This window comes from Luteimonas gilva, from assembly GCF_005239095.1.
GTDB classification, from domain to species: domain Bacteria; phylum Pseudomonadota; class Gammaproteobacteria; order Xanthomonadales; family Xanthomonadaceae; genus Luteimonas_C; species Luteimonas_C gilva.
In genome coordinates this window covers 404,050-417,453 of record NZ_SZUA01000002.1, presented here as the reverse complement: position 1 = coordinate 417,453, position 13,404 = coordinate 404,050, and the positions used below count along the sequence as shown (strand labels likewise).

Below are 13,404 nucleotides of genomic sequence, written 5' to 3'. Positions count from 1 at the left end.
GTCGATTGGCGTTTTTTTCGCCAGCTTACGCGAAACGCTTACTTTCACGCGTTTGCGCGCATCGGGTCGGCCGGCTTGCACAGGGTTATCCACAGCTGATGTGGATAAAGGCGAATCTCCTTTTGCGGCGGTAGTTTGCGTGGGTTATCTGCGCCGCGCAGCAGGTTTGGCGCGCAACTGCCGACATCTCACGGCGCGAGCCTCGCGCTCGCTAGACTGACGCGATGCCCGCGTCCGAACTTGCGCTCAAAATCGCGTTACCGTTGCCGCTGCCGCGCCTGTTCGATTACCGGCCGCCCGCGGCGCTCGCCGCCGGCCAGGAAGACGTCGGCCGCCGCGTGCGCGTGCCTTTCGGCAGCCGCGAGCTGATCGGCGTGGTGGCCGCGGTGGGTGCGGCGGACGATCCCGATGCCGAACTCAAGGCGGCGCTCGCCTATCCCGACGATGCCGCGCTGTTCCACGGCGAGCTGCTCGCGTCGCTGCGCTGGCTGGCCGCCTACACGCACGCGCCGCTGGGCGAGGTCTTCGCCACCGCGCTACCGGCCGCGCTGCGCCGCGGCGAAGCCTTGCCCGACACGCACGTCTGGGCCTGGCGATTGAGCGAAGCCGGCCTGACCGGTTTGGCGGGATTGCGCAACGGCAGCCGGCCGCGTCTGCTGGCCGAGCGCCTGCAGCACGGCAGCTGGGGCGAAGACGCGCTCGACGACGCGCAAGAGGGTTGGCGCAGCGCCGCGCGCGCCCTGGCGCAACGCGGCTACGCGGAGCGCGTCGCGGTGCCGGCGTCGCAGCTCGCGCCCGCCGGGCGAACCGGGCCCGAACCGAATGCGGCGCAAGCCGAAGCGATCGCCGCGGTCGCCGCCGCCGACGACTTCGCGCCCTTCCTGCTCGACGGCGTCACCGGCAGCGGCAAGACCGAGGTCTATCTGCAGGCGATCGCGCGATGCCTGGCGCGCGGCAAGCAGGCCTTGGTGCTGGTGCCCGAAATCGGCCTGACCCCGCAGATGCTGGCCCGCTTCCGCGCGCGCCTGGGCGTGCCCGTGCACGCGCTGCACTCGGGCCTGAGCGACGGCGAACGCGCGCGCACCTGGGCCGCGGCCTGGCGCGGCGAGGCGCGCGTGATCGTCGGCACGCGCTCGGCGGTGTTCACGCCGCTGCCGGAAGCCGGCCTGATCGTGATCGACGAAGAACACGACGCCAGCTACAAGCAGCAGGACGGCATCCGCTACCACGCCCGCGATTTCGCCCTGGTCCGCGGCAAAACCCTGGACGTGCCGGTGCTGCTGGGCAGCGCCACGCCGTCGCTGGAATCGCTGCACAACGCGCGCCAGGGCCGGTACCGCCATTTGCGGCTGCCGCAACGCGCCGGCGAAGCGAAGCCGCCGTCGGTGCGCGTGCTCGACATCCGCAAGCGGCCGTTGGAAGCCGGATTGTCGGCGGAGTTGCGCGGCGCGATCCGGCAGGCGGTCGACGCCGGCGGCCAAGCCTTGGTGTTCAAGAACCGCCGCGGCTACGCGCCGGTGCTGATCTGCCACGACTGCGGTTGGAGCGCGCACTGCAAACGTTGCGACGCCCCGATGACCGTGCACGCCGGCGGCCGCCGCCTGCAGTGCCACCACTGCGGCGCGCGCCAATCCGCGCCCAACGCCTGTCCGGATTGCGCGAGCTTGGCGCTGCAGCCGCAGGGCGCGGGCACCGAACGGATCGAAGCGGCGTTGGCGGAACAGTTCGCCGACGTGCCGGTCGTGCGCATCGATCGCGGCAGCACGCGCCGCAAAGACGCGCTGGAAAAATTGTTCGAGGAATTCGGCGAACAACCCGGCGTACTGGTCGGCACGCAGATGCTGGCCAAGGGGCACGATCTGCCGAACCTGACTCTGGTCGCGGTGGTCGGCATCGACGAGGGTTTGTTCTCGGCCGATTTCCGCGCGGGCGAAAAGCTGGCGCAATTGCTGATCCAGGTCGCCGGCCGTGCCGGCCGCGCGGAGAAACCGGGCGAGGTGTGGCTGCAGACCCACCATCCCGAACATCCTTTGCTGCAGACGCTGATCCACGGCGGCTATCACGCCTTCGCCGAGAACGAACTCGCGCAACGCGAAGCCGCCGGCTTTCCGCCCTTCGCGCATTTGGCGCTGCTGCGCGCCGAAGCCAAGCACGCCGATGCGCCGATGGCTTTCTTGAACGCGGCGAGACAAGCTTTTCCCCCCTTTGAAAAAGGAGGAGAACGACTGGTTGCGACGCGCGGAGTGCGACTGCAGGGGCCGCTGCCGGCGCCGATGCCCAAGCGCGCCGGCATGCATCGCGCGCAATTGCTGCTGAGCGCGCCGAATCGGCGAGAATTGCACGTCGCGCTGGAAACCGCCCTGCCCGCCGTTTACGCCTTGCCCGAGGCGCGCAAGGTACGCTGGTCGCTCGACGTCGATCCCATGGACTTGTACTGACATGCCCGAACTCCCCACGCCGCATCTGCTCATCGTCGGCGGCGGCTTCGCCGGACTCTGGGCCGCGCGCGCGCTGGCGCGCGCGCCGGTGCGGATCACTTTGCTCGATCGCGGCAACCACCATCTGTTCCAGCCGCTGCTGTACCAGGTCGCCACCGCGGGCCTGTCTTCGCCGGACATCGCCGCGCCGCTGCGCCACATCCTGCGCAGGCAGAAGAACGTCACCGTGCTGATGGGCGAAGCGACCGCGGTCGACGCCGAAGGCAAGCGCGTGGCATTGGCCGACGGCGATGCGCTGGAGTACGACTTCCTGCTGCTGGCCAGCGGAGCCAATCACGCCTACTTCGGCCACGACGATTGGGCCGCGCATGCGCCGGGATTGAAGACGCTGGACGATGCGCTGCTGATCCGGCGCAAGATCCTGTCCGCATTCGAACGCGCCGAGGCCAGCATGGATGAGGCCGAGCGCCGCGCCTTGCTGACGTTCGCCATCGTCGGCGGCGGCCCGACCGGCGTCGAACTGGCCGGCACCCTGGCCGAAATCGCGCGGCATACGCTGAAGCGCGAATTCCGCCGCATCGACCCGCGCCACGCGCGCGTGCTGCTGCTCGAAGCCGGGCCGCGCATCCTGTCGAACTTTCCCGAATCGCTGTCGGCGAAAGCGCAGCGGCAACTGGAGAAATTGGGCGTGGAAGTGCGCGCCGGTTCGGCGGTGACGCGCATCGACGCGGAAGGGCTGAACTTGGGCGAGGATCGCATCGCCACGCGCACCGTGCTGTGGGCGGCGGGCGTGGCGGCCTCGCCGCTGGCGCGCTCGCTGGGCGTGCCGCTGGATCGCGCCGGCCGCGTGCGAGTGCAGCCCGATTTGAGCGTGCCCGGGCATCCGCAGGTCTTCGTCGCCGGCGATCTGGCCACATTGCAGCAAGACAACGGCAAACCGGTGCCCGGCGTGGCGCCGGCGGCCAAGCAGATGGGCAACCACGTCGCCGCGACGATCCTCGGCCGCCTCTCCGGACGCGCCTCGCAAGCGTTCCGCTACCGCGACTGGGGCAACCTGGCCACCATCGGCCGCCGCGCGGCGATCGTCGACTTGGGCAAGCTGCGTTTTTCCGGCTTCCTCGCCTGGTCGTTCTGGCTGGTCGCGCACATCTTCTTCCTGATCGGCTTCCGCAACCGCATCGTCGTCCTGCTCGACTGGGCGATGGCGTATTGGACCTATCAGCGCAACGCGCGGATCATCGTCGGCCGCGACGATTGAGTCGTCGCGCTCTGTAGCCCGGGTAAGCGCAGCGCACCCGGGTCGGATGGCCGTGCGTTACCCGGGTGCGCTGCGCTTACCCGGGCTACGGTCTCCTCTCGGGATCAGGCCCGGTCGACGCGGCACGCATAGCAACCGCGGCGCGCGTTGTGCACATGCAGGTAGTGGACCGCGGGGTCGGCGAAGAATTTCGCGATCAAGGATTCCAATTCGGCGCCTTCCGCGACGTCCGCGGCCTGCATCCAACCGTCCTTGTCGTAAGCGCGCACCGACAGCAAGCGGCTGCGCTGCTGCTCCGGGATCTCGTTGCGCGATTCGAACGAAGCCAACGCCGCTTCGCGGACGAAGATCGGCCCGTCCGAACGGTAAGGCGTATCGGCGCCCTGGTGGCGCCAGTTCACCAACAGCAAGGTCTCGCCCGGTTCGGCGTCCTGCAAAGTGATGCGGCAGGGATAACCGGGCTTGGCGTCGGCGACGTAGCGTTTCGCACCGTGGGCAAGCAAAGCCTCGTCGGACAAACCGAACAGGTGCTGGAAGGGTTCCAACGGCAACCCTTTGACGACGTAATCCATGGCGCGCTCCAGTAGCTTAGGAATGCGGCCAGGTTAGGCACGGCGCGCAGGCCGCGATATCCGCATCCTGCGCAAACGAAAACGGCCCGGTTGCCCGGGCCGTTCCTGGTTTCGGCGGTGCGTCGCGATCAAGCCGCGAACAGCGCCTTCATCTTCTTCAGCGCATTGGCCTCGACCTGGCGGATGCGTTCGGCGGACACGCCGTATTCGTCGGCCAGCTCCTGCAGCGTGATCTTGCTGTCGGCGTCCAGCCAGCGGCGCTTGATGATGTCGCGCGAACGCTCGTCCAGCCGGCTCAGGCCGGCGCGCAGCAGTTCGAGCTGATGGTCTTCGCTGTCGCTGCGCTCGTAGGCTTGCGAGGGGTCTTCCTCGTTGGCCATCAGATAGGCGGCCGGCGCCGGCGGGGCGTGGTCGTCGTCCTCGTCCGAAGACAGGTCGAAACCGACGTCGCGGCCGGACAGGCGCGATTCCATCTCCATCACTTCGCGTTCGGAGACGTTCAAATCCTGCGCGACCGCGCGCACTTCTTCGGCGTTCAACCAGCCCAGGCGGGTCTTGCTCTTGCGCAGGTTGAAGAACAACTTGCGCTGCGCCTTGGTCGTGGCGACTTTGACGATGCGCCAGTTCTTCAGGATGAATTCGTGCATCTCGGCGCGGATCCAATGCACCGCGAACGAGACCAGGCGCACGCCGACGTCGGGGTCGAAGCGCTTGACGGCCTTCATCAGGCCGATGTTGCCTTCCTGGATCAGATCGCCGAGCGGCAGGCCGTAACCGTTGTAGCCGCGCGCCACGTGCACGACGAAGCGCAGGTGCGACATCACCAGCTCGCGGGCCGCTTCCAAGTCGTCCTCTTCGCGGAAGCGCTGGGCCAGGGCCTGCTCTTCCTCGACGGTGAGGACCGGAATCTGATGCACCGCGCCGATGTACGCATCCAGCGAACCGAGCGCGCTGGGAACCGGCAGGTTGTTGGCGACTAGGGCTTGGGACATAGGGGTCTTCATGGGCTCCGATTTTAGCAGTCGCCAGATATGACTGCTATGGGTGCCAGAAGTTCCCCAGCGTTTCGCTGTTGGAACGCCGGACTGAGGAACCGCCTCCCCTTGCAGTCTCTGGCTTATTAATCGGTACGGGCCGCCAGGATTCAAGGGCGGTCCGCCGGATATACATAACTATTTGAAATATCTGATTTTTATGCCGATGCGCCGCGTCGCGCCTCAATAGGTGCCCCTAATCGGAGGCCTGGCTTAGACCGCGACAGCCTCGCGGTGTTCCCGCTCGACCAGCTCCCGGCAAAACGCTGCCGTCGCCTCGTCCTCGGGGAAGCAGCATTCGATCCGTAGCTCTTCCAGGGTCACATCCCGCGGCGTGCCGAACGTGGTGATGGTGGAGAAGAAGCGCAGGTCCCGGCCCCGGTGCCGGAAGTGGGTGAGCAGCAGGGGCGTAGGCGCGATCGCCGGATCGCGGTTGCGCCAATGCTGCGGCACGCCGGGATAGGTCAGGATCTGATCGAGCAGGCCGCGCGCCACGGCATCCGACGGCGTGGCGGCGACGTCGCTGTGCAGATGGCGCATCAGGTCGCCCGCGATCTCTTCCCAATTGACGATCCTCGAACGCAAATCCGTCGGATCGAAGATGTTGTGCAGCATGTTGGCGTGCGGACTCTGCCGCCCGTCGAGCAGGAAGTTCGCCACGCGCCCGGCGGCGGCGTTCGCCGCCAGCACGTCCCAATGCCGGTTGACCAGGAACGCCGGATACGGCTCCTGTTGCGCAAGGATCGAATCGATCGCGCGCCGCACCTGCGCCATCATCGGCGTGGCCAGCGCGGTCTCCGGATATTTAGGCGCATAGCCGGCCGCGACCAGCAGCACATTGCGTTCGCGCAGCGGCATCGCCAGCGTGTCGGCGAGCTTCTCGACCAATTCGCGGCTGGGCCGCGCCTTGCCCGTTTCCACGAAACTGAGGTGACGGGCCGATACGCCCGCGTCCAGCGCAAGATCCAGTTGGCTCAACCGGCGCGCGGCGCGCCATTCGCGCAACAGCGCGCCGATCGGCGCGACCCCTTGGAGTTCGGTGGTGTGCATGCGGCCAGCATAACGGGATGCCGCTGCCGAACCATTACCTGTCACGTCATCGCCTCATGACCCGTCGAGTAATTGAGCCATTACCTGCTCGCACCGAAGATCGTTCACCAACGGGCGCCAGCCCAATCGGAGTTAAGAACATGCAACGCAGACAATTCATGGGATGGGCGGGCGGCGCGGTCGCGATGGCCGCGGCCGGCTTGCCGGCATTGGGCCGGGCCGCTTCCGGGGGCACGTCCGCGGCCTCGGCCACGGTCACCGATGCCGCGGCCTGGAACGCGGCGCGCCGTTTCGCGAAAACGAAATTCGGCGATATCGCTTATGTGGAACGCGGCAGCGGTCCGGCCGCGCTGTTCCTGCACGGCTTCCCGCTCAACGGTTTTCAATGGCGTGGCGCCTTCGACCGCCTCGCCGGCTATCGGCGTTGTTTGGCGCCGGATTTCCTGGGCCTCGGTTATACGAAGGTCGCCGCCGGACAAAGCCGCGACCCGCAGGCGCAGGTGGACATGCTGATCGCTTTCCTGGACGAACGCGGGGTAGACACCGTAGATCTGATCGCCAACGACAGCGGCGGCGGCGTGGCCCAGTTCTTCTTGGTCCAGCATCCCGAGCGCGTGCGCACCTTGCTGCTGACCAATTGCGATACCGAACCGGATTGCCCGCCGCCGGCGCTGAAGCCGGTGCTGGACCTGTCGCGCGAAGGCAAATTCGTCGAACAATGGCTGGCGCCGGACCTGGCCGACAAGACGCGGTCCCGCTCGGCGCAAGGCTTGGGCGGGGCGACGTTCTCCTTCCGCGTCAGCCCCACCGACGAAGCGGTGGACATGTATCTGGGCCCGCTGGTGCGCAATCCCGACAACACCCACGCCTACGCACTGGGCTTGGAACGCAACTTCCTGGCGGGCATCGAACCCAAGCTCAAGGCCAGCCGCGTACCCACGCGGATCATCTGGGGCATGGCCGACGACATCTTCCTGTCGTCGAGCCCGGATTATCTCGACCGCACCTTCGGCGCTTCGCGCGGCGTGCGCAAAATCCCAGAGGCCAAGCTGTTCTTCCCGGAAGAGTTCCCGGACGTGATCGCCGAGGAAGCGCGCAAGCTGTGGGGCGTGGCTTGATTCCGCATGCGGCGGCGGTTGTTCGCCGCCGCATGAGCGGGCCCTCAGAGCACCGCGTCGGGCGCGCGTGGCGCCGCTTGGGTAGACGGCACGCGACGCGCCGGCCCATAGCTCAGCCGGCGCCACAAGGTTTCCATCGGGCCTTGCGGATAGCGTTTCAACCAAGCGCGGCACAGCCAGGCCAGCGACAGATAAACCGCCGTTGCGATCAGCAAGCTCGTAGCGACGCTGGTTTTTTGGAACCAACCGAAGCCGATGCCGTAGAACAGCAGCACGCAAACCACGCTCTGGCTCAAGTAGTGGGTCAAGGCCATCCGGCCGCTGGCGACGAACAGATGATTGCTACCGCGCAATTTGCGCCAATACAGCGCGAACGCCGCCGCATAGCCCAAGCTCAACAGCGGAATGCCCACCGAGCCCAGCGCGATGGACAGCAAACCTTTCATGCTCGCCGGCACCAGCGCGTCGTTGCCGCCGATCGCCGCGAACGCGAGGTTCAATGGCAGGCCCATCGCCAAGCCCATCCACAGCCAGCGCTTGAGCATCGGCCGCAAGGCATCGCGTGCGCGCGGCAACCCGATCTTTCCCGCCCAGGCGCCGAGCAGGAACATGCCGAAGATGCGCAACAGTTGGAAGCGATAGATGCGGCGGATCCACGCGAAAACATAGATCATCGCGTTGGAATGCACCACGTCCGGATAGCCGCCGTGCGCGTAGGCGTCGATGATCGCCTGCACGCCGGCGGAGGTTTCGGGCGCGCTGGCCGGCGCGGCGTGGGCGGCCATCGCGAAAACGAGGTAACCGGCGTACAGCCAAATCGGCGCGGTCAGGAAGAAGATCGCCCAAGCCAGGAGCGCGCGCGCCGAAAGTCTGCGGAACAACAGCAGCGCGAAGCCCAGCAAGGCGTAGAAATTAAGGATGTCGCCGAACCAGACGAAGATCGCATGGCTCAAGCCGAATGCGAGCAGCCAACCCATGCGCCGCCGGAACACCGCCTTGAAATCGCCGCCGCGCGCTTCGGCGCGGCGCAGCTGCACGGCGAAACCCAGGCCGAACAAGAACGAGAACAAGGAATAGAATTTGGCCTCGATCAGCGCATGCTCGAGGTAGTTCAGCACGCCGTCGGCGGCGCTCCACGGCAGCTGCGCTTGGCTCGCCGGACCGAGGAAAGCGTAGCCGCTGAACGCCACGATATTGGTCAGCAGGATGCCGAGCAGGGCGAAGCCGCGCACCGCGTCCAGCCATTCGGAACGTTCGTTGGGATCGATCGGCGACAACACCGTCGGATGCGCGGGGGATGGTAAGTTCATCGGCGTTCTCCTTCGCGGAATGCCGGCGCGGCATCCTTGCGTTCGTCGTGGATTCGGACGCAGATCATGTCGGCCGCGCCCGCGGCGCGACAGCGGATCGAGTCGGCGCCGAACCCTGCCATTGGTGAGCAGCGGCGAAACCCGCGGCCGCAACCTGTCCTGAGCGAGCGCCGGACGACGTCTAACGAAAGGGAGCGCTCATGCGGCCCGGACGTGGCGGCGCGCTCGCGGCCGACACGATCATCGTCGGCGCTGTTCGTTTTCTTCCTCGAGGTAGCCATGGCCAACTCCTGGCGCCGCCGCGCGCTGCGTTCCCTGCTCGCGTTCGCGGCGTTGCTTGCGCTCGTCGTCGCCTTCGTCGCCATGTCCAGCCAACGCCGCTTGCAGCGCGACTATGCGCTGAAGATCGAGGTCGGCGCTCCGGATCCTGCGCTAGCCGAGCAAGGCCGCCATCTGGCGCGTTCACGCGGGTGCATGGACTGCCATGGCGGGGACTTGGCCGGCAAAATCGTTCTGGACGAGATGCCGTTCGGGCGGATCGTCGGCGACAACCTGACCCGGATGCCGCCGGGACACGAGAACGCATCGGTGCACGAACGCATGTTTCGCGCCCTGCGTCACGGCGTAGACCTCGATTCGCGGCCCTTGCTGATGATGCCCTCGCAGGAGTACGCGCACTTCAGCGCGCGCGAGATCGAAGCGATATCGGCCTACGTTTCGACGCTGAAGCCGATCGACCATGGCCTTCCGCAGAGCGCGCTGGGACCGCTGGGGCGCGCTTTGCTGGCGTTCGGCAAACTCGACGACGGCTTCGTTTCCGCCGAAAAGATCGATCACGATGCGCCGACGATGGCGGCGCCGCCGCCGGTCGGCACGATCGAATACGGCCATCATCTGGCCCGGCTTTGCACCGGTTGCCACCGCGCCGATTACGCGGGCGGCCCGATGCCGCACGCGCCTGACAAGAAACCCGCCGCGAACCTGACCCCGCACGGATTGGCCGGTTGGAGCGAACGCGATTTCATCGTGGCGATGCGCACCGGCAAGCGCCCGGACGGCACCGGCATCGACGGCAGCGTAATGCCGTGGCGCGCGGTCGGCACCGCCGACGACGAAGAATTGAAGTCTTTGTGGATGTTCTTGCGCAGCCTGCCGCCGGTCGAGCGCTCAACGAACGCGAAACTGTAGCCGGGTGGAAGCGATACCCGGGACGCGCAGCCTCATGAAAGAAGGCGACCCGGGTATCGCCTTCGACCGGGCTACGAGTCGTCATAGCTCAGCGCGTCGCGGCAGCGACCAATCGATCGGTGCGATGCCGCGCCGCGACAGATATTCGTTGGCCGCCGAGAAATGTCCGCTTCCGAGGAAGCCGCGATGCGCCGACAAGGGCGATGGATGCGTGGTCTTCAGCACGCGATGCCGGCTTTGGTCGATCACTTTTCCCTTGGCCTGCGCATAGCTGCCCCACAGCATGAACACCAGGCCTTCGCGCTGGCGATTGAGCGCATCGACCACGTGATCGGTGAAGCCTTCCCAGCCCTTGCCCTGGTGCGCGCCGGCGCGGCCGTCCTCGACCGTCAGCACCGCGTTCAACAGCAGCACGCCGCGTTGCGCCCACGGCATCAGATAGCCGTGGTCGGGGCGCGCGACGCCCAGATCGCGCTGGATTTCCTTGAACATATTGTCCAGCGACGGCGGCACCGGCACGCCGGGCAATACCGAAAAGCACAAGCCGTGCGCCTGGCCGGGGCCGTGGTACGGATCCTGGCCGAGGATCACCACTTTGACCGCGTCGAACGGCGTGGCGTCGAACGCGGCGAAAATCTGCGGACCGGGCGGATAGATGCGCGCGCCCGCCGCCTTGCGCTGGCGCAGGAATTCGGACAAGGCGCGCATGTCGTCGCGTTGCAGGTAGTCGCCGACCCGGTCTTTCCACGAAGGTTCGAGTTTGATCCGGTCTTCGTTCATCGATCGAGCGTGCGCTGCTCGGGCAACCGGGATACGCGCAGCTGGAACAAGGCCTTGGTCACCAGCGGGCGCTCCTCGATCGGCTTCATCACCAGATCGTTGGCGCCGGCGCGCAGCAGTTCGGACTGGTTCTTGGCGTTGGCGTCTCCGGTCATCACCAGCACCGGCAACCGGCGCTTGCCGTAGCCGAGTTTGTCGCGGATGTGCGCGAGCAGATCGCCGCCTTCCATCTCGCCTTTGAGATAAACGTCGGTGAGAATCAGGTCGAAGGCCGGCGCGCCGTCAGCTTCGCGGTGCGCGGCGAGCAATTCCAGCGCATCCTCCACGCTGATCGCGTGGGTGACCTGCATGCCGCTGTGCTCGAGCATGCGCTTGGTGGCCAGCGCTACGACTCGGCTGTCCTCGACGTACAGCACGCGCGCGCCGGGAATCGGTTCTGGCTGCACGTAGCCGCGGATGAAAGCCGCCAGCGCGCTGTGGCCGAGCGACTTGTCGAAATAATCGGTGATGTCTTCGCTGAAACTGCGCGATTCCAATTGTTCCTGCGCATTGCCGGACACCACGATCACCGGCACGTAGGCCTGCTGCCCGGCCGCGCGCACCGCGCGCGCGACTTCCTGACCGGTGCCGTCGGGCAAGACCAAGGCGGTGGTGACCAGATCGACCGGGCCTTCGGCCAACGCCGCTTTCGCGCTGGCCAAGCCGTCGCAGGCGACCAGTTGGGTTTGCGGCAGATCGCGCAGCAATACGTCGCCGATCAGCTTGCGCACCAGCTTGGAGCCGTCGACCACCATCACCCGCGGCGCGTCGCTGACCAGATGGCGGATGTCGTGCGTGGCCATCAGGTTTCCGTCGGCCGGGTTTGGCGCAGGAAATGGTGGGCGACCAAACCCGCGCCGAGCCAGCCGAGCAGGGTCGCGGCCAGCAGCACGATCGCCGCTTGGCGCAAGTCGAATCCACTCAGCGCGAATTGACTGCCGTAGCTTTGCGCCAAGGTCGCCAGCGGCATGCGCAAAGCGAAATCCGTCGCCGCGAGCAGCGCCAGCGCCAAGGCGCCCGCGGCCAAGCCGTACCAGGCGCCGAGATACAGGAAAGGCCGGCGGATGAAGCCGTCGGTGGCGCCGAGCAGTTGCAGGACGCCGATCTCTTCGCTGCGCGACTGGATATCCAACCGCACCGTGTTGCCGACGACCAGCAAGGCGCCCAAACCCAACAGCGCCGCCAATACCCAAGCGACGCGGTTGCCGAAGCGTAGCCAGCCGTCCAGGCGTTGGCGCCACAAGGCGTCGCGCTGCACCAAATCGGTTTCGGGCAAGGCCTGTAAAGATTCGGCCAGCAGGGTTTCGTCGCCCTTCGGCGTGACCACCAGCAGGCTCGGCAGCGGATTACCCTCGACCGAAGCGATCGCCTCGCCCAGCCCACTGCGTTGGCGCAGTTCGGACAAGCCTTGTTCGGGCGTTTTCCAAACCACCTCGGCGACGTCGCCGCGGCCGCGCAGTTGTTCGGTCAGCGTGCGGGCGCGTTCCAGGCCGACATCGGGCTTGAGGAACAGATTGATCTGGCGCGATCGCTCCACGTCGCCTGCGAAGCGCTCCACGTTCTGCAGCACCAGCCACAGGCCCAGCGGCAGCGCCAGCGCCAGCGCCATTACGCCGACGGTGAGCACGGTCGACCACGGCTTGCGCACCACGCGGCCGAGGCTGGCGAGAAAACTGTAGAGATGGTGGTCGAACCAGGTGCCGATGCCCGATCGCGCCCTGGCTTCGCGCAATTCATTCATCGGCCAGGTCCTCAGGCGAGATGTCGTCGGCCAGGCGCCCGTGATCGAGCACCAGCACGCGCTTCTTCATCCGCTTGACCAGGCCCAGGTCGTGGCTGGCGACCAGCACGCTGGTGCCGCGCTCGGGCAAGGAGGCGAACAAGGCCATGATCTCGGCCGACAGGGTCGGGTCGAGATTGCCGGTCGGCTCGTCGGCGACCAGCAGAAGCGGTTCGCCGATCACGGCGCGGGCGATGCCGACCCGCTGCTGTTCGCCGGCGGACAGCTGCGACGGCAGCGCGCGTTCGCGCGCGCCCAGGCCCAGGCGTTCGAGCAGGCTGCGCACGCGCTTGCCGATGTCGCCGCGGCGCATGCCGCGCAGGATCAACGGCAGGGCGACGTTGTCGAAGATGCTGCGGTCCATCAGCAGTTGGTGGTTCTGATAGACCACGCCCACTTCGCGCCGATGCAGCGGCACGCGCCGGCCGCGCACTTTCAGCAGATTGCGTTCGCCGAACAGCACCGCGCCGCGGCTGGGCCGCTCGCTCAGGTGGATCAGTTTCAGCAAGGTGCTCTTGCCGGCGCCGGAATGGCCGGTGACGAACAGCATTTCGCCGGCCGCGACTTCGAAGCTGACCTCGGCGAGCGCATCGTGCCCGCCCGGGTAGCGTTTGCTGACGTTGTCGAAGCGCAGGACGCTCATGGCCCGGGATTATGCCGGAGCCCGATGGCTTTTTGGCGCGATGGCCGGCCCGCTTCGGCACACGCGAGCAAGACCGCTTCAGCTTATGTAGAGCGGAGCTCGCTCCGCTGCATTTGCTGTGTTTTTCGTAGGAGTGGCTTTAGCCGCGAGCTTTTTCTCTGAAATCGCCGCGATGTCGCGATTTGGAGGAAGAG

The 13,404-nt window shown here is 66.8% G+C and carries 13 protein-coding genes; 4 read left to right on the top strand and 9 right to left on the bottom strand.

The window, feature by feature from the left end:
• The first annotated feature begins 224 nt into the window (after positions 1-224).
• Together FCE95_RS09830 and FCE95_RS09825 are read left to right on the top strand one after the other, a co-directional pair.
• The gene (locus FCE95_RS09830) at positions 225-2,438 is read left to right on the top strand and encodes a primosomal protein N' (RefSeq protein WP_137266846.1); all 2,214 of its coding nucleotides are present in this window, start codon (positions 225-227) and stop codon (positions 2,436-2,438) included.
• Position 2,439: 1 nt separating this feature from the next.
• Positions 2,440-3,696: an NAD(P)/FAD-dependent oxidoreductase gene (locus FCE95_RS09825; protein WP_137266845.1), complete on the top strand. Its 1,257-nt coding sequence runs from the start codon at positions 2,440-2,442 to the stop codon at positions 3,694-3,696.
• 104 nt (positions 3,697-3,800) lie between these two features.
• Here the strand turns inward: FCE95_RS09825 and FCE95_RS09820 are convergent, their stop codons facing one another.
• The 3 genes from FCE95_RS09820 to FCE95_RS09810 all read right to left on the bottom strand — a co-directional run bounded on the left by FCE95_RS09820 (position 3,801) and on the right by FCE95_RS09810 (position 6,352).
• Complete coding sequence (locus tag FCE95_RS09820; protein WP_137266844.1) at positions 3,801-4,268, bottom strand: DUF1203 domain-containing protein; 468 nt, start codon at positions 4,266-4,268, stop codon at positions 3,801-3,803.
• A gap of 128 nt (positions 4,269-4,396) precedes the next feature.
• A complete protein-coding gene (gene rpoH / locus FCE95_RS09815) occupies positions 4,397-5,272 on the bottom strand; it encodes an RNA polymerase sigma factor RpoH (protein ID WP_223266846.1) in 876 nt (291 codons plus the stop codon).
• Positions 5,273-5,515: 243 nt separating this feature from the next.
• Entirely contained in the window at positions 5,516-6,352 is an 837-nt protein-coding gene (locus FCE95_RS09810; RefSeq protein WP_137266843.1) for a helix-turn-helix domain-containing protein, read from the bottom strand.
• 140 nt (positions 6,353-6,492) lie between these two features.
• Here FCE95_RS09810 and FCE95_RS09805 point away from each other — a divergent pair, with 140 nt between their 5' ends.
• Positions 6,493-7,470, top strand: a complete 978-nt coding sequence (locus FCE95_RS09805) for an alpha/beta fold hydrolase (protein ID WP_137266842.1) — start codon at positions 6,493-6,495, stop codon at positions 7,468-7,470.
• 44 nt (positions 7,471-7,514) lie between these two features.
• On the opposite strand, the gene FCE95_RS09800 is transcribed toward FCE95_RS09805, so the two are convergent.
• A complete protein-coding gene (locus FCE95_RS09800) occupies positions 7,515-8,780 on the bottom strand; it encodes a DUF418 domain-containing protein (protein WP_137266841.1) in 1,266 nt (421 codons plus the stop codon).
• Positions 8,777-9,061, bottom strand: coding sequence for a hypothetical protein (locus FCE95_RS17120; RefSeq protein WP_189644721.1), 285 nt, complete (start codon positions 9,059-9,061; stop codon positions 8,777-8,779). Before FCE95_RS17120 ends, FCE95_RS09800 begins: the two co-directional genes overlap by 4 nt.
• Between FCE95_RS17120 and FCE95_RS09795 the strand changes: the two genes are divergently transcribed.
• Positions 9,060-9,968 (top strand): c-type cytochrome, encoded by a 909-nt coding sequence (locus FCE95_RS09795; protein ID WP_189644720.1) that lies wholly within the window; start codon positions 9,060-9,062, stop codon positions 9,966-9,968. The genes FCE95_RS17120 and FCE95_RS09795 overlap by 2 nt on opposite strands.
• An 81-nt stretch (positions 9,969-10,049) precedes the next feature.
• Here FCE95_RS09795 and ung read toward each other — a convergent pair whose 3' ends face one another.
• Genes ung through ftsE form a run of 4 tightly spaced genes read right to left on the bottom strand, consistent with a single transcriptional unit; the run spans position 10,050 to position 13,210 of the window.
• Positions 10,050-10,748, bottom strand: coding sequence for a uracil-DNA glycosylase (gene ung / locus FCE95_RS09790; RefSeq protein ID WP_137266839.1), 699 nt, complete (start codon positions 10,746-10,748; stop codon positions 10,050-10,052).
• Complete coding sequence (locus tag FCE95_RS09785; RefSeq protein WP_137266838.1) at positions 10,745-11,590, bottom strand: response regulator; 846 nt, start codon at positions 11,588-11,590, stop codon at positions 10,745-10,747. The genes ung and FCE95_RS09785 overlap by 4 nt, the downstream gene beginning before the upstream one ends.
• Positions 11,590-12,528 (bottom strand): permease-like cell division protein FtsX, encoded by a 939-nt coding sequence (ftsX, locus tag FCE95_RS09780; RefSeq protein ID WP_137266837.1) that lies wholly within the window; start codon positions 12,526-12,528, stop codon positions 11,590-11,592. The genes FCE95_RS09785 and ftsX overlap by 1 nt, the downstream gene beginning before the upstream one ends.
• Positions 12,521-13,210, bottom strand: coding sequence for a cell division ATP-binding protein FtsE (ftsE, locus tag FCE95_RS09775; RefSeq protein WP_137266836.1), 690 nt, complete (start codon positions 13,208-13,210; stop codon positions 12,521-12,523). The genes ftsX and ftsE overlap by 8 nt, the downstream gene beginning before the upstream one ends.
• Positions 13,211-13,404 lie beyond the last annotated feature (194 nt).

Bases quoted from the DNA above. Each gene is read 5' to 3' on its own strand.
- FCE95_RS09810 (WP_137266843.1), bottom strand. From the start codon at position 6,352: ATGCACACCACCGAACTCCAAGGGGTCGCGCCGATCGGCGCGCTGTTG.
- ftsE (WP_137266836.1), bottom strand. From the start codon at position 13,210: ATGAGCGTCCTGCGCTTCGACAACGTCAGCAAACGCTACCCGGGCGGG.
- FCE95_RS17120 (WP_189644721.1), bottom strand. From the start codon at position 9,061: ATGGCTACCTCGAGGAAGAAAACGAACAGCGCCGACGATGATCGTGTC.
- FCE95_RS09785 (WP_137266838.1), bottom strand. From the start codon at position 11,590: ATGGCCACGCACGACATCCGCCATCTGGTCAGCGACGCGCCGCGGGTG.
- ung (WP_137266839.1), bottom strand. From the start codon at position 10,748: ATGAACGAAGACCGGATCAAACTCGAACCTTCGTGGAAAGACCGGGTC.
- FCE95_RS09805 (WP_137266842.1), top strand. From the start codon at position 6,493: ATGCAACGCAGACAATTCATGGGATGGGCGGGCGGCGCGGTCGCGATG.
- FCE95_RS09830 (WP_137266846.1), top strand. From the start codon at position 225: ATGCCCGCGTCCGAACTTGCGCTCAAAATCGCGTTACCGTTGCCGCTG.
- FCE95_RS09795 (WP_189644720.1), top strand. From the start codon at position 9,060: ATGGCCAACTCCTGGCGCCGCCGCGCGCTGCGTTCCCTGCTCGCGTTC.
- rpoH (WP_223266846.1), bottom strand. From the start codon at position 5,272: ATGAAGACCCCTATGTCCCAAGCCCTAGTCGCCAACAACCTGCCGGTT.
- FCE95_RS09800 (WP_137266841.1), bottom strand. From the start codon at position 8,780: ATGAACTTACCATCCCCCGCGCATCCGACGGTGTTGTCGCCGATCGAT.
- FCE95_RS09825 (WP_137266845.1), top strand. From the start codon at position 2,440: ATGCCCGAACTCCCCACGCCGCATCTGCTCATCGTCGGCGGCGGCTTC.
- ftsX (WP_137266837.1), bottom strand. From the start codon at position 12,528: ATGAATGAATTGCGCGAAGCCAGGGCGCGATCGGGCATCGGCACCTGG.
- FCE95_RS09820 (WP_137266844.1), bottom strand. From the start codon at position 4,268: ATGGATTACGTCGTCAAAGGGTTGCCGTTGGAACCCTTCCAGCACCTG.